General features: G+C 70.0%; 7 protein-coding genes. 4 read left to right on the top strand and 3 right to left on the bottom strand.

Annotated elements, in window-relative coordinates:
* Positions 1-9: 9 nt before the first annotated feature.
* Positions 10-1,017, bottom strand: coding sequence for a LacI family DNA-binding transcriptional regulator (locus VFV67_RS13205; RefSeq protein WP_326470014.1), 1,008 nt, complete (start codon positions 1,015-1,017; stop codon positions 10-12).
* A gap of 102 nt (positions 1,018-1,119) precedes the next feature.
* On the opposite strand from VFV67_RS13205, the gene VFV67_RS13200 reads away from it, so the two are divergent.
* From VFV67_RS13200 to VFV67_RS13185, 4 genes are read left to right on the top strand one after another with little or no spacing between them, the layout of a single operon-like run.
* Positions 1,120-4,956 carry a discoidin domain-containing protein gene (locus VFV67_RS13200; protein WP_326470013.1) on the top strand — a complete coding sequence of 1,279 codons (3,837 nt, stop codon included), beginning with the start codon at positions 1,120-1,122 and terminating at the stop codon, positions 4,954-4,956.
* Positions 4,957-4,969: 13 nt separating this feature from the next.
* Entirely contained in the window at positions 4,970-6,364 is a 1,395-nt protein-coding gene (locus VFV67_RS13195) for a glycoside hydrolase family 43 protein (RefSeq protein WP_326470012.1), read from the top strand.
* A 55-nt stretch (positions 6,365-6,419) separates the two neighbouring features.
* Positions 6,420-7,742: a DUF6055 domain-containing protein gene (locus VFV67_RS13190; protein ID WP_326470011.1), complete on the top strand. Its 1,323-nt coding sequence runs from the start codon at positions 6,420-6,422 to the stop codon at positions 7,740-7,742.
* A 26-nt stretch (positions 7,743-7,768) separates the two neighbouring features.
* On the top strand, positions 7,769-8,620 hold the full coding sequence (locus tag VFV67_RS13185) for a hypothetical protein (protein WP_326470009.1): 852 nt from the start codon (positions 7,769-7,771) through the stop codon (positions 8,618-8,620).
* Between the two features lie 24 nt (positions 8,621-8,644).
* Here the strand turns inward: VFV67_RS13185 and VFV67_RS13180 are convergent, their stop codons facing one another.
* Positions 8,645-13,099, bottom strand: a complete 4,455-nt coding sequence (locus tag VFV67_RS13180; RefSeq protein WP_326470008.1) for an AAA domain-containing protein — start codon at positions 13,097-13,099, stop codon at positions 8,645-8,647.
* A 135-nt stretch (positions 13,100-13,234) separates the two neighbouring features.
* A complete protein-coding gene (locus VFV67_RS13175) occupies positions 13,235-16,006 on the bottom strand; it encodes an RICIN domain-containing protein (protein ID WP_326470007.1) in 2,772 nt (923 codons plus the stop codon).
* Between the last annotated feature and the right edge of the window lie 25 nt (positions 16,007-16,031).

The raw sequence follows: 16,031 nt of genomic DNA, 5'->3' as shown, positions 1-16,031 counted from the left end.
CCGAGTCGGCTATGTGGTCGAGGCGCGGATGACCAGACGGCAGGGTTGGCGCAGGACGCCGGAGCGGGGGCGGCCGTCGAGAGCGGCGAAGAGGTGTTCCACCGCGGTGACGCCGAGTTGGGGGAGGTTGAGGTCCACGGTGGTGAGCGGCGGGCGGGAGTCGGCGGCGAAGACCTCCCAGTTGTCGTAGCCGACGATGGCGACGTCCTCGGGGACGCGGCGACCGAGGTCGGAGAGGGTCTGGGCGGCACCGGTGCCGATCTGGTCGTTGCCGCAGAAGATCGCATCGACGTCGGGGTGGGCGGCGAGCAACGACCGGGTGGCCTGGCGGCCCCAGGCTTGGGACCACTCGCCGTACAACGGGTCGCCGCTGAGGGGGAGGGCGGATTCGGCAAGCACGGTGAGGAACGCGCTGGCGCGGTCGCGGGCGGCGCGGTAGCTGGCCGGGCCGGTGATGTGGGCGATGTGCTTGCGGCCCATGGCGATCAGGTGCTCGGCGGCGAGCCGGGCGCCGCCGGCGTCGTCGGCGAGGATGGAAAGGTCGGCGGGGTCGTCGGACTCGCAGTAGACGTAGACGACCGGAACCGGGATGTCGCCGGTGAGCGAGGGCCGGGTGTCGTTGTTGTCGCCGAGGATGACGAACCCGTCGACCTGGCGGGCCAGCAGCGTGCGGATGTAGTGCCGGCGCCGGATGGGGTCGCCGCGCGCGTCACACAGCAGCACGGACATCTGCTCGTTGCCAAGCGCGTTCTCCACACCGAGCAGGATCGGGATGGCGAACCGGCCGGCCAACTCGTCGGTGAGCAGGCCGACGGTGCGGGTGCGGCCGGAGATCAGCCCGCGGGCCAGGATGTTGGGCTGGAACGACAGTTTCTCGGCGGCCTCGAGCACCCGGCTGCGGGTGGCCGGCGCGACCTCGTCGCGGCCGTTGAGCGCCTTGGACGCGGTGGCCACCGACACGCCGGCCAGCGCGGCCACGTCGGTCAGCGTGACCGCCTGGCTCCGCTGTCGCGTCACCCCTAGTCCCTTTCGGCACGGTTTTCGGCTATTGACACCACTGTAACGGTCCGCTTACGGTCAGATCGCCGAAAACGTTTTCGGCCTCTCGAGGTGACGCACATGCCGATCATCCGGAGGCTGATGGCCTCCCTGCTGACCAACGTTCTCGCCGCCGGGGTCCTGACCGCCCTCGCCGTGCCCGCCCGGGCCGAGCAGACCATCGGGTACCCGACGTTCTCCGGGCCGGCGCTGCCCGCCGAACCGGGCGCGTACACGCCCGGCAACATGATGCGGGCGATCTACGACCGCGAGGTGGCCGGCACCGACTTCTGGATGGACCGGCTGCTCGCCCGGCCCGGCGCCGACCCGGCCGGGAACTGGCTGATGACCCGCGGCCGGACCGTCTACATGAGACAGCACAGCAACGCGGTGATCGGCTTCGGCGGCCGGGTCGCCTACTACAACGAGTTCTTCGACAGCTTCACCAACCAGGGCGGGTACGCGATCACGATCGGCTCCGGCGGGTTCGCCGAACAGCCGGCGCAGCGGCTGCAGATGCCCAGCCACTGGCGCGGCAGCTACCTCAACGCCGCCCTCGGCCTGCGCGCCGACGTGCGCAAGTTCATCACGCACGAGAACGTGGCCGTGACCAACGTGTCGATCACCAACACCGGCACCGCCGCCCAGACCCTGTCGCTGACCGTGTCCTCCCCGCTGGTCGCGACACCCGAGGGCGACGAACTGACCGGCGTGCACGACGTGCTCAACTCCCGTGGCGAGCGGCTCACCACGGTGTTCCCCCGGCTGTCCGGCCAGGGCCTGACCCCGCGGGACGGCCAGCTCGCCGGCACCGTGACCGTCGGAAGTGGACAGACGGTCACGGTCAAGGTGCAGCTCGGCTTCCTGTCCGACGAGATCCCCGAGTCGCGCACCGGATACGACATCTACCAGGTGTTGTCGCCGGACAACGCCTTCGCCCGGCACGTGCGGGCCTACAACCTGTGGTGGGCCGAGAACGTCCCCTACATCGACGTCCCGGAGCCGGGGATCAAGAAGTACATCTACTACCGCTGGTGGCTGATGCGCTTCAACTACCTCGACGCCGACATCCCGGGCAACGACTTCCAGTTCCCCACCTCGATCGAGGGCGTGCTCGGCTACAACAACGCGATCGCCCTGACCGTCCCGATGTTCATCGACGACCTGAAATACCTGCGGGACCCGATGTACTCCTACGGTCCCTGGGTGTCCACCGGAGAGTCCTCGCGCGGCGGGCGGTTCCTGGACAACCCGGGCGATCCGGAGAACTGGAGCAACAGCTACACCCAGTACATCGCCGAGGCGGCCTGGCGCAGCTACCAGATCCACGGCGGCCAGCGCCAGATCGTGGCGAACCTGGCCCGCTACGCCGAGGGCGACGTCAAGGGCCAACTCGCCTTCTACGACCGCGACGGCAACGGCCTGATCGAGTACGACTGGGGCGCGCTGACCGGCAATGACGCCGACGCGGTCTCGTTCGACTGGCGGCCGGGCAACCTGGACCGGGCCGAGTCCGCCTACCAGTACAGCGGCGCGCTGGCCGCCGCCCGCGCCTACGAGACCATCGGCAACACGGCGAAAGCGGCGGAGCTGCGCGCGCTTGCCGACCGCATCCGCACCGCGATCGTGTCCGTGCTGTGGAATCCCGAGCGCGAGCTGTTCGAGCACCGGCACGTCGCGACCGACGCGCACGACCCGTGGAAGGAGATCAACAACTACTACCCGTTCGCGGTCGGTGCGATCCCGAACGAACAGCCCTACACCAACGCGTTGCGGCTGTTCGCCGATCCGGCGCAGTACCCGGTCTTCCCGTTCTACACCGCCAACCAGGCCGACAAGGCGGAGGCCGCCGAGGCCGGCTTCCCCGGCTCCAACAACTTCTCGCAGATCAACTCCACCGTGCAGTTCCGGCTGTTCTCCTCGGTGCTGCGCAACTACGACACCGACGCGATCACCGCGGAGGACTACAAGAAGCTGCTGTACTGGAACGCCTGGGCCGGGTTCGTCCGGGGCAACACGCAGTTCCCGGACTCCAACGAGTTCTGGTTCAACTGGAACCCGGCCACCCAGAACATCGACGGCCGCTCCGGCATCCACCACACGATCCTGGGCAGCAGCAACTGGACGATGATCGAGGACGTGGCCGGGCTGCGCCCGCGCGACGACCACCGGCTGGAACTCGCGCCGATCGACATCGGCTGGGACCACTTCACGGTCAACAACATTCGCTACCGCAACAGCGATCTGACCATCGTGTGGGACGACCCGGCCGACGGGATCGTCCGCTACCCGGGCATTCCGGAGGGCTACTCGGCGTTCGTCGACGGCCGGCGGGCGTTCACCGTCGACCGGCTCACCCACCTGCTGTGGGATCCGGAGCGCGGCCTGCTGGAGTTCCCGGACGACCCGACCAGGGTGGGCCGCACCCAGCGGTTCCGGGACATGGCCGCGCCCAACCAGGTACGGCTGACCGGCGACCGGCTGACCGACCTGTTCGCCAAGGCCGGCGCGGACATCGGCCGGACCGGCGACGCGACCAACGTCGCGCTCGGCGCGAACGTGTCGGCCTCGTTCAGCGAGAGCGGGTTCGACCCGCGCGGCGCGGTGGACGGCGCCACGATCGACGAGCCGTACTGGAGCACCCGGGGTTCGCCCAACGCCGAGGACACCTTCGAGGTCGACCTCGGTCGGGCGCAACCCCTTGACACCGTCCGGCTGTACTTCTACCGGGATCGCACTCCCGGCGGGCTGGCCGAGCCGGCGATGTACCGGATCCAGTACCGCGACGGGTCGCGCTGGGTGGACGCCCCGAGTGCGGCCCGGATGCCGCTCACCCCGCGGGCCAACTACAACCAGGTGCGGTTCGGCGAGATCAGCACGGACCGGATCCGGGTGGTGCTCACCCACCAGGCCGGCCAGCGCAGCGGGCTCAAGGAGATCCAGGTCCTGCGCACCGGCGAGCGCGTGCAGAGACCGGCCAACGCGGCACCCTACGTGCTGGCCAAGCAGGACCTCGGGTTCAACCGCTCGGCGAAGGCCCGGCTGGTCGGGGTGGTCAAGGACGACGCCCTGCCATCCGCCACCCTGGCCGCCCGATGGTCGCAAGTGGACGGACCGGGCACGGCGATCTTCACCGACCCGGACGCGGCGGCCACCGTGGTCACGTTCACCGAGCCCGGCCGGTACACGCTGCGCCTGTCCGGGACCGACGGCGTGGCGACCGGCACCTCGACGGTCTCCGTCGTCGCGACCCCGGTCCCGGACGTGATCAACGTGTCGATGGACGGTACGCCGACGGCGTCCTCGACGTCGCCCTGGGAGAGCGTCGCGGCGATCAACGACGGGATCGACCCGCCGACGTCCAACGACGGCGTGAACCGACGCTGGGGCACCTGGCCCAACGAGGGTGAGCAGTGGATCCAACTGGACTGGGCGAGCCCGGTCCGGGTCAACGCCTCGGACATGTACTTCTTCGACGACAACGGGGGAGTGCGCGCCCCGGCGTCCTGGCGGATCCAGTACTGGGACGGCGCCGGGTTCGTCGACCTCGCCGATCCCAGCGGTTACGGCACCGCGATCAACCAGTACAACCGCACCACGTTCGGCAGCGTGACCACCACCCGGATGCGGGCCGTGCTGCAGAGCGGCCTGGCCTCGGTCGGGGTGCTGGAGTGGAAGCTGCTCGCCGAGCCGGCGGTGCGGGTCGAGCCGGTCACGGTGGCCACCACGGTCGGGCGGGTACCCGAACTTCCCGGCACGGCGACCAAGGTCTACGCCGACGGCACGACGTCCGCCGCCCCGGTGGTCTGGCAGCCGATCACCTCGGACCTGGTCGCGCGACCCGGAACGTTCACCCGGATCGGCATCGTCGACGGCACCGCACTGCGCGCCACCGCCACCGTCACCGTGCTGCCCTAGGAAAGGCACGCCCATGAGGAGAAGCTGGCCGGCGGTCCTGGCCGCGGTGGTGTTGACACTGACCGTAGTCAGCCCGTCATCCGCGGTGAACCCGATTATCACCACGCGCTACACCGCGGACCCCGCGGCACTGGTGGTCGGCAACACGCTGTACGTCTACACCGGACACGACGAGGCTCCGGCGGGCGGCACGAACTTCGTGATGCGCGACTGGCAGGTGCTGTCCACGACCGACGCCACCAACTGGACCCAGCACGGCGCGCGGCTGTCCCTCGGCGACTTCCCGTGGGCCGGCGCCGACGCCTGGGCGGCCGAGGTCGAGCCGCGCAACGGCCGGTACTACTGGTATGTCTCGATCAACGGCAACGGGCCGGGCTGGATGAACATCGGCGTCGCGGTCGGCGACAGTCCACTCGGGCCGTTCACCGACGCCATCGGCGGCCCGCTGATCAGCGACAGCACACCCAACTCGTCGGGGCTGAACATCGACCCGACCGTGTTCGTCGACGACGACGGCCAGGCCTACCTGTACTGGGGCTCCTTCTGGGGTGTGCGCGCCGTCCGGCTCAACCCGGACATGATCTCCATGAACGGTCCGGTGATCACCCCGCAGGGCGTCACGAACTTCTGGGAGGCGCCCTGGCTGTTCAAGCGCAACGGCGTCTACTACCTGGCCTACGCGGCCAACGACGCCGGTTGCGTCAGCTCGTCCAGCTTCGCCTGCATCCGCTATGCCACGGCGAGCAACCCGCTCGGCCCGTGGACGCACCGCGGCGTGGTGCTCGACCAGGTCAGCTCGACCACCAACCATCCGGCGATCATCGAGTTCAACGGGCAGTGGTACATGGTCTACCACACCGCGGACGCGCCGGGCGGCGGCAACTTCCGCCGCTCGGTCGCGGTGGACCGGCTGTTCTTCAACGCCGACGGCACCATGCAGAAGGTGGCGCAGACCCGGGGCGGCGGCGGACCGCCGAGCGGCACCAACCACGCCCGCACGGCCACCGCGGCCACGTCGTTCGTGTCCGCCTGGGAGAACCTGGCCGCGGTCAACGACGGCTTCGTTCCGGCGAACTCGGCGGACCGCACGCGCCCGGTGTACGGGAACTGGCCGCAGCAGGGCACCCAGTGGGTGGAGTACCGGTGGACCAACCCGGTGTCGGTCAGCCGGTCGGCCGCCTACTGGTTCGACGACAACCAGGGCATCGACCTGCCCGCGTCCTGCCAGGTGCAGTACTGGACCGGCAGCGCGTATGCCAACGTGCCCAACCAGTCCGCCTGCGGCGTGGCGGCCAACACGTTCAACGTCACCACGTTCAGCCCGGTGAGCACCACCCGGCTGCGATTGAACATCACCGCCAGATCCGGTTTCTCCACCGGCATGTTGGAGTGGATGGCATTGAACTGATTCACCAATTCTGAAGGGGACACACACAATGGGGAAATTCCACAGGTTACTCGTCATGCTCGCGCTCGTCCTGGTCGGTGTCACGGCCGGCCCGGTGCCGGCCACCGGGGCCACCGAGTCGCCCGGCATCCTCGCCAAACAGAGCCGCATTCCGCGGTTCATCACGCAGGCGGGCGCCTATACCGGCAACTTCCGGGAGTCGGCGAACTTCGTCGTCCGCTGGGGTGACGCGGTCGACGTGGTCGCGTGGGCGCGCACGAACCGCGGCATCAACGACTACCCGGCCTATGTGCTGGAGAAGATGGAGGCGACCTACACCTACTTCAAGAACACCGCGCGGTTCATCGACCCGGACAGCATCTCACCCGGCCGGGACTACCGGATCAACGTCTACCTGTGCGGCAGTTGGCGCAACAACTTCCTGCCGCCGGCGAACTGGGCCGGCTCGGACGAGATCGGCGTCGGCCACATCTGCCTGCCCTACGACAAGATCTGGGACATGTGGGTGGAGGGGCACGAGTACAACCACGTGCTGCAGACCTACGCCAGCCAGCTCAACCGGCAGCAGGGCCGCGGCGGCGGCTTCGGGTTCGGCAACCCGAACTCGGGCCGGTTCTGGGAGGCGCACGCCAACTTCATGTCCCGGATGCGCCGCCCGGAGGTCGTGATCGGCTCCGGATACTTCGGCGCCCGGCACCACTTCCGGTGGCTGGCCCAGGAGACGTACTACGGCGACTGGTTCCTGATCAACAAGATCCGGGACACCTTCGGCCTCGAGTCGGTCCACCGGATGTGGTACGAGGCGCAGCAGGGTGAGCACCCGATCCAGACGATCAAGCGGCTGTTCGGGTTGGACCACTCCCGGTTCGGCGAACTGATCGGCGACTATGCCCGCCGTCAGGTCGTCTACGACTACAGCGACGGCGCGTCGATCCGCAGCGACGTCTGGCGAGGCGGCGCGAGCTACTCGCCCCGGTACACGGTGTCGCTGGAAACGGTCAACCAGGCCAACGGTGACTACCGGATCCCGGCCGTGAAGGCTCCGCAGCAGTATGGCTACAACCTCATCCGGCTCAACCCGGCCCAGTCCGGCGGCCAGGTGAGCGTTCGGCTGACCGGCAACGTCAACCCGTCGATCGGGTCGGACTGGCGGTTCAGCCTGGTCGCGGTGCGCAGCGACTTCTCCGTCCGGTACAGCCCGCAGTTCGGGCCGAACCAGACCGCCACGTTCGCCTTGCAGGGCGGCGAGTCCGTCCTGATGCTCGCCGTGGCGGCCACTCCATCGGTGCACATCAACTACCGGGACGGGGTCACCGTCGACACCTACCCCTACCAGCTCAACATCCGCGGCGCGACACCGGCAGCAGGAACAACCTGAGGCCAGGAAAGGAAAGGAGTACGGAAATGTTCGCGAAACGACTCGGTACGCTGCTCGCCGGGGTCGCCGCCGCGCTGACCGCCGTCGCGAGCCCGGGCACGGCACAGGCCGACGACGTCGCCATCCAGGCGTGGAACCCGCCGGCCAACCTCGTGCAGCCGCTCGACCAGGTGTGGCGGCACGTCGAGTCCACCTATCCGAACCTGCACGGGTTCCGGAACTACGGCTGGGACCAGGTCATGGCCAACCGCGGGTTCATCAACTACTGCGTGCGGTGGGACTCCAGCGCACCGGTGTCCGCGGCGCTGCGCGACCAGATCCACGCCGCGCTCACCCGCCAGTTCACCAAGTGGATGAACGTCATGGTGGAGAACGGCCAGGGCTGGGAACGCTGGCCGTACCCGAACGTGCCGGTCCGCGTGGTCGGCTGGGCGGTGCGCAACCGCGGCACGCTGCAGTGGACGGACAACTCGGTCGACATCTACGTCAACGACATCCGGGAGAACGCACCGCAGTGCCGCGCCGACTGCGGCCGGTTCTTCCACCAGGACGGCAACTACTCGCGCTGCCCGGGCGGCGCCGCCCGGCACTACGACATGTCCCTGTGGCTCACCGCCGGGTTCCGCGGCGGGGCAGGCGGGGACTGGGGTCAGCGGGTCGGCAGCGAGTACTTCGTCGGCGCGCTGAACAACGAGAACATCCACATCTTCCTGCACGAGGTCGGCCACAGCTTCGGCTTGGACGACTTCTACGACTGGACCCCCACCGGCGTGCCCGGCTTCCTGATGAAGGCGGGCAGTGCCGCCCAGATCACCACGTTCGACGCGTGGATGTTCCGGGACTGGTGGCGGCACCTCAAGAGCCGCTACGGCTTGTAATCCCGACCGGGCCGGATCGGGCCGCTACGGGCGCGGCGGCTCGATCTGGCGCGGGTGGATGTCCAGGTCCCGCAACGTGTTCGACAGCTCGTCGAGCACGGCGGCGGTGTTGATGTAGAACGCCGACTCGCGGATCCGGAAGAACTGCCAGCCGCACCGCTCGAGATCGCGCCGCTGGGCCAGCCTGCGCTCGTAGGACTCCGGTCCCGGCCAGGTGTCCCCATCGCACTCGATTGCCAGCCGCGACTTGGCGCCGACCACCACGAGATCGAGCGGGTGCGCCGCGCCGGGATAACGCGGCACCACCGTGTAACCCTTGTCCACCAACTGGTTCGCCACCCGCTGCTCGAACAGCGAGGCGAACGGGTCCACGAGGCGGTCCTCCGGCACCATGGCGATCAGCCCGCGGCCGTCGCCCTCGCGCCGCCGGTTGATCACGCTGTAGCAGTGGTCGAGCAGCTGGAACCGCATGTCCTCGGCGTTGTCCAGCTCGGTCAGGGAGACCGAGTGGAACAGCCACATCTGGTCCCTGGCCCGGGAGGCCGCCACGTTGTACCGCTGCACGAACAGATCCCGGCCGAGCACCGCCATCCGCTGACCTTCCCGCGGCGCCGCGACCATGGACAGGAACATCACGTCGCGCTCGGCACCCTGGAATGCCGCGGAGTCGCCGCACTGCAACCTGCGCGCCGCCCAGTCCTCCGGCGCGACCCGGTCCAGCAGCCGCTTCTCGATGGCCTTCGCCTGCGCCGAACCGAGCAGCGAGATGACCCCGAAGCTCAGCCCGTCGTAGCGCGGATCGGCCAGGCACTTCTCGATGGTCTCGACGATCGCCTCCACCTCGACCGGGTTGACCTTGTTGGTGGTGCCCTCGACGTGGCCGTCCGGCAGGTGCACGGCGACCACCGGCTCGAGCCGGTCGGCCCCGTACTGGCGCACCGGCAGCAGCCGGATCCCGTCCGGCTCGTAGGCGACCCGGTTGGAGAACCCGATGATCTCCGGCACGCACCGCCGGTGCTCGGTGAGCGTGAGCAGGCCGCGGTAGCGCATCTTCGCCTCGTCGAACAGGCTGCGCTGCGGGTCCTGCCAGGCGGACCGGTACGGGTCGTCGGCCAGGTACTGCGCCGCCAGATCGCGCAACTGCTGCTGGTCGACGCCGACGGCGGTGGGGGAGACCTGCTTGTCGTCCCCGATCACCACCATCTTCGGCGCCAGGTACTGCAGGAACGTCGCCTCGAGACCGGCCTGCGACGCCTCGTCCACGATCACGACGTCGAACATGTTCTCCCGGATCTGCAACTGCTCGGCGATCCGGTAGATCGGCATGATCCATACCGGCACGGCCGACCGGCAACTGTCCATCGCGGTCCGGACCTCGGCCCGGCGCTGCCCGGCGTAGCGTCCGGTTCCCTTGCCCAGCCGGCGAACCAGGTATGCGTAGTGCTCGAGGTTGGCCCGCGCCTGACCGGTGAGCCGGTCCGGAGACACCGCGTGGCCCCACGCCCTGGTCGCGGCCAGGGTCTCGACCTGCCGCCGGATCCGCTCCTCGGTGCGGCTGATCCGCGCCTGCAGGTCGTTGACGTCGGTGACGGTCTGCTCGAGCACCCAGACACAGGTGGCTGCCCACGCCCAGGCCGCGGTGAAGCCGGCGAGCCGGGAAACCCATTGCGGGTCACCGGGATCCCGGTCGATCGCCGCGCGCAGCGGCGCGGCCGGGGTCAGCCCGGCGGCGAGCAGGTCGCGCCGCGCGAGGATCCGGCGCACCTCGGCGAGCCAGGTCACTCGCCGGTGTTGCGTGGCGTACGCGTCGTGGTCCCGGGCGCGCACCGCGGCCAGCATGGCCGGCACGCACGGTGCCGCGTCCGCCCACCTGGCCGCCTCCTCGAGGGAGTTTTCCAGGTGCCGCAACGGTTCGACGGCCGCACCGGAGGCGTCGGCCGCGGCCGCGGCATCGACCAGCTTGGCGTAATCGCGCACCGCGTCCAGGTCCGTCCAGTCCGGACGGGGGATGCCGAGCCCGGTCAGCCGGCCCTGCTCGACCTCAAGCGCATCGGCCAGCCGCAGCAACCGGTGCAGCTGGGTCAGTTCGGTGATGTGCCACTGCAGGCGTTCCTGCGGCGTCCCGAAGTCGCCGGGCACCGGAACGCCGTCCGGCCAGGTGCGGTCGAGCGCGGCGAGCATCTTGTTGGCCTCGGCCCAGGTGAGGAACGCGGCCAGCTGCCCCGTGGTGGTCGGTGGCAGGCCGTCCACCCGCACTCGGGTGAACACGGACTGGGCCTGCTTGACCGGTTTCGGGGCCAGGCCGCCGAGTTTGGGCATCCCGTCCGGTCCGGTCTTGATCGCACCGCCGCCCTGCAGGTGCGCGTAGAGCGCGTTGGCCGGCGGGATGAGCGGACCGACGTCACCGCCGGCCACCTCGATCTGAACCACCGGGCCGAGCTGGCCGACCAGCACGGAACAGCGCTGCGTCAGCTCGCCGAGCTGGCGGGCACGACCCTGCCAGATGCCGGCCCGGCCGGTGCGCACGTCGGTGAGGGCCTCGGTCATCCAGGTCTCGCGCCTGCGGGCCAGATCGTCGGCCTCCGCGGCGAGCTGGTTCAGCCGGGTCTGGAGTTCGGTGCGGGTCTGCGGGTCGAGCCGGAGCACCGCCGGATAGGCCGGGTGCCGGCGCATCGTGTCGTGCTCCACCTCGGCTCCGGCGGCCGCGCGCTCGGCGGCGGCCAGGTCGGCGAACCGGGCCGTGTCGGGCAGCGTCTCGGCGTCCGGCAGCCGCAGCAGGGATTCGGGCTCGTCCGCGGCCAGCTCGCGGTCGAGCAGGTAACCGTGCCACTCGGCGATCTCGTCGTCGCGCAGCGGTGCCCGGCTGCCGGACGGGACCGTGAGGTGCTCGGCCAGCCAGCCGTACCGCACCGCGTCGGCGCGCAGCTGCCAGGCGATCGAGGCCAGGGTGCCGCGGTAGCCGGCGTGCTCGTGCGTGCCGACCTCCTGCTCCCGGGCGTGCACGAGTTGTTGGTACAGGCCGACGCGTTCGCGGCGCAGCCGTTCGACCGCGTCCAGGCAGGCGCCGACCGTGGCCCGGGCGGTGACCGGGTCGTACTCGGTCGCGGCGGCGGCGATCCGGCCGACCGCCACCTTGAGGTCGGACATGTCCTCGCGCGAGGTGCCGACCACGGCCACGGACAGCGGCCGGATCTCCGCGGGCAGCTTGTCGCGGACCTCGCGCAGCGCCCGGTCGGTGTGCGCGGTGACCAGCACCCGCTTGCCCTGGGCGAGCAGGTGCGAGATCAGCGCGGCGGCGGTGTGCGTCTTGCCGGTGCCGGGCGGTCCCTGCACGAGGGTCTGCGCCCTGGTGTCGACCTGTTGCAGGATCTGCAACTGCACGTCGTTGACCGGCAACGGAAGGAACGGGTCGCCGTCGACCATGACCAGCGCGCCCTCGGTCGGGTCGCGGCTCACCCGCGGGGTGTGTCGCGGGTCGATCAGCGGCAGCAGGCCGTCCGGCACCGCGCCCGCGGTGGTGAGCTGATCGACGATGGCCTGGAAGATGTCCACCAGTCCGCGCTGGGACCGGCGGCGCAGGATCACCGCCGGGGCGAACGCGGCGACCGCGTGCCGGGCGGGCTCCGGCGCGGTCTCGGTGTCGCGGTACTCGCCGTCCGCGTCCAGGCTGTGCACCAGCCGGCGGATCAGCCCGCCGATCTCCTTGCGGTGCAACGGATGCGATTCGAACAGCCGGGCCTCGGCGCGGATCTCGTTGACGTGGGCCGGGTTGGCGACCAGTCCGGGGTCCAGCATGTCCAGCTCGACCTCGACGGCGTCGGCCGCCTCGACCCGTTGCACGGTCAGCCGGCCGGTGTCGTCGTCGAAGTGGATCGCCGCGGGCGCGCTGAGCAGGTGCCGCTTGATCGTGGGATGTCCGGGCGGCGTCCAGGCCAGGCAGCCGGCGGCCACCACCAGTTCCAGCTCCTCGGGATTGCCCGCGGCGGTCACGTAGGCCGAGAACAGCTCGCCGTACGCCGCCCGAACCGGCCGTTCGACCCGTTCCCGCGCGGCCCACCGCTCCCATTCGTCCAGCCACTGCCGGCACCGCGCCGTGATGTCCGGCGGCGCCTCGACCGTCGTGCCGTCGAACTCGGTCGCCGCGATCGGCTCGGGCGCCCGGTCCGGGTCGTCCAGCGGCCCGGCCAGCCACGGCGCCAACTCCTCGTCGGCCACCGGCGGCTCCGACCGCGCAACGCGGTCGATCGTGAGCAGCGCGTCATCGAACCCCGGCTCGTCCACCCGGTGCGCCGCCGTCACCGCCGGATGTACCGGCAGGTCCGCCAGCCACAGCACCGCCCCGTCCCGCCGGTAGCTGTCCACCACCCGCGGCGGCAGGTTCTTCAACTGCTGCGCCCGCCCCAGAAACTCGAACAACCGCTTGGCGCGCCCGATCAACGGATCCGAAGCCGCGACATCCTCCCCAGGATGGGAATCCACCACGAGATCTCCTCGCCGACGACACTACCCCGTCCGAGTGTCCCCCACCCGCCTCCCCCTGGCACGCCGATTGGCCGGTGGACATGCCGCAGGCCCGGCGCCTGCGGCGCCGGGCCCAACGTGCCCGGGCGCGGATCAGTTGTTCAGGGTGATCACGGCCTGGGTGGCGCCCGGGGTCATGGTGACGGTGCGGGTGGTGGCGTTGTAGCTGCCGCCGGTCACGCTGACCACGGTCGACGAGGCGAACACCGGGAGTTGGACGAACACGGCGCCGCCGGGCGGGGTGCCGGTGAGGTTGACCGTGATCACCCGGCCGGCCCCTGGCTGGGTCACCGCGAGCGAGACGCCGTAGGTGGACCGCGCCGCGGTATCCACTGTGTACGACGACGTGATGTTGTTGACCGTGGTGGTCTGACCCGGCGCGATCCACGCGTTCGGGATGCCGCGTCCGATGTAGAGCGGCCGGGTGTAGGTGAACGGACCGGAGCCGCTCGCGGTCAGGCCCTCCGCGGCCACCGCCCGGATCAGCGCTAGCTGCTGGTGAGCGATGGGCCAGGCATAGGGAACCGCGCCGAACTGCGGTCCGGCATGGCTGCCGGCCCAGATGTTGCTCGCGCTCGGCCCACTGCCGTTGGCCTCCCACCAGGCGTTCGGGCCGCCGGTGGTGGTCTGGATCTGCCAGGCGTAACTGGTGATCGCGAGGTCGCGGAACGCCGTGCCGTACAGGCCACCCTCCGAGTACGCGGTGTTGTACGCGGTGGAGTAGCCGGAGAACGCGCCGAACGACGGGAACGGCACCCGGCCGGCGAGCCGGCCGAAGCCCCACTGGTACATCCGGTCGAGCTGGGCCGGGTCACCGACGATGCCGGACAGCGGGGTGCCGCCCATCAGCATGGTGTCCCACTGGTTCTGCCCCGACCACCCGGCCTGCGCCCAGTTGGCGTCGTTGAAGGTGTTGCACCGGTTGGCCGTGTTCGGCCGGTGCACCTCGCACGGCAGGAAGTTGAACCCGTTGGCCGACTGGTTGGTGCCGATCACCGTATTCAACGCGTTGTGCAGGCTGGTGTAGGCGCCCTGCGCCCAGGTCGCCTCGGCGGTCTGCCCGATCCGGGTCGCGATGTACTTGTACGCGGCCAGCCCGATCAGCGCCGAGTAGTTCGACAGGATCCACTTTCCGGTGGAGTCGTTGTCGAAGTTCGACCGCAGCGTGCCGTCCGAGTCGAGCTGTGCCGGGAAGTGGGTGCGCATGATCGTGCGCAGGCTCGGCCCGAACTGCGTCTGGTTGTCGTTGAAGAACTGGTTGACGAACGCGGTGTCGTTGGTCTTGGACAGGTAGACGGCCCACGCCCACGGCGTCTTCCACAGGCCGTCCCAGTACCAGTTCGCGCCGACCGACGGGAAGCCCGGCTGCTCCGAGGTCCGGCCGACCAGCAGCAGGTTCCGCGCGTCGCTGAAATCGCCGGTGGCGAACCGGGCGACCAACTCGCCGGGCACGTCGTGGTTGAGCAGCCAGGCGTAGTTGTTCGCCCCGGAGAACGGCGCCTTGCCCACCTGCATCATCAGGTGGTACGCGGTGCCGGCCCGGTAGGCGTTGCGCAGCGCGGTGCCCGGGTTGGCCAGGCCACCGGTGTTGGGCAGCGCCACGTTGGGCAGCGACGGCTGGGCGGTGGCGTCGATCCGGCCGTTCCAGAAGGCCGCCATCTGGCCGAACGCGGTGTCGTAGCTCGGCGCGCCGGCCAGCGTCGCGGTGGACGGGTAGGCCACGTTGGCCCCGAACCGGTCGATCGCGGCGACGAAGTCGTGCGTCCGCGTGGTGCCGGCGGGCACGCTGTCGTTCACCGGGGTGAGCCGCACCAGGTTCGGCCCGGACGCGTTCGGCGGCACCGTGACCGCGGCGGAACCGTTGTTGGTGACCGAGATCCGGGTGTAGGCGAGCACGAACGGGTTGCCGCCGATCACGGTCCGGTTGGCGAAGTTGGTGATCGAGATGGCGACGTTGTTGCGGGTGAACGCGGTGCGCAGGGCCGGCAGGTAGCCGGAGTCCATGGTCCACTGGATCGACTGCGCCGGCGGGGCCTGGCCGGCGGCCAGGCCGAAGGTGAACACCCCGAACGAGTACATGGCACCGCAGTAGCTGGTGCCGCCCGCGGTGTACGTGGTCGGCACCCCGCGGGCGAAGTACGAGCCGGACAGGTAGGAGAACGCCGGGTACCAGTTGCCCTGCCAGCCGATCGCCGACTGGTTGAAGAAGCCGAACGCGAACGGGTCGCGCGGGGTCGGGAAGTTAGTGCCGAAGCTGCGCGGCAGGCTGGCGTTGTTGCAGGCGTTGGTGGGCAGTTGGGGCAGCGTCTCGAACCCGCCGCCGCCACCGCCGTCCGAGGTGAAGTTGGGCAGCCGCCAGACCCGGTCGGTCGCGGTCGAGCAGGGCAGCTGGACCAGTTGCGCGCCGTTGGTGGCGGGGGCGCTGACCACGATGCACTTGTTGCTGTGCACCGCCTGCAGGTTGAACGTCTTGTCGGTGCCGGTGATGGTCACCGGCACCAGCCGGAACCGCTGGCTGTTGCCGCTGTTGCAGGTCTGCTGGATGGCGCGGGCGTTGTCCGCGGTCGAGGCGCCGGCGATGTCCGCGCACTTCCCGGCGGACGTGCCGATCGTGTAGGTGTCGGAGGTCGCGGACAGCGGGGTGAACGTGAACGACTGGTTGGTTCCGCCGTGGCAGTTCCACTGGATCAGGTTCACGTCGTCCCCGGTCTGGGCGCCGAACACGTCCAGGCAGCGGGCGCCGTTCTGAACGACCGCGGTCGAGGTGAAGGTGACCGCCGCGGCCGCGGGCGGTGCGGCACCGCCGAGCGGAACCCCCAGTGTGGCAACCAGGGTGGCGATCAGGAGGCTGCTGCGTCGTCGCATGGGTCACCGTCCCGGTAGTTGAACT

The organism is Actinophytocola sp., from assembly GCF_035762905.1.
Lineage (GTDB): Bacteria > Actinomycetota > Actinomycetes > Mycobacteriales > Pseudonocardiaceae > DASYTH01.
The sequence above is the reverse complement of the archived record's forward strand: the minus strand, read 5'-3'. Positions and strand labels throughout refer to the sequence as shown.

Excerpts from the sequence above, each read along its gene's own strand:
- VFV67_RS13175 (WP_326470007.1), bottom strand. The coding sequence starts at position 16,006 with ATGCGACGACGCAGCAGCCTCCTGATCGCCACCCTGGTTGCCACACTG.
- VFV67_RS13195 (WP_326470012.1), top strand. The coding sequence starts at position 4,970 with ATGAGGAGAAGCTGGCCGGCGGTCCTGGCCGCGGTGGTGTTGACACTG.
- VFV67_RS13185 (WP_326470009.1), top strand. The coding sequence starts at position 7,769 with ATGTTCGCGAAACGACTCGGTACGCTGCTCGCCGGGGTCGCCGCCGCG.
- VFV67_RS13190 (WP_326470011.1), top strand. The coding sequence starts at position 6,420 with ATGCTCGCGCTCGTCCTGGTCGGTGTCACGGCCGGCCCGGTGCCGGCC.
- VFV67_RS13200 (WP_326470013.1), top strand. The coding sequence starts at position 1,120 with ATGCCGATCATCCGGAGGCTGATGGCCTCCCTGCTGACCAACGTTCTC.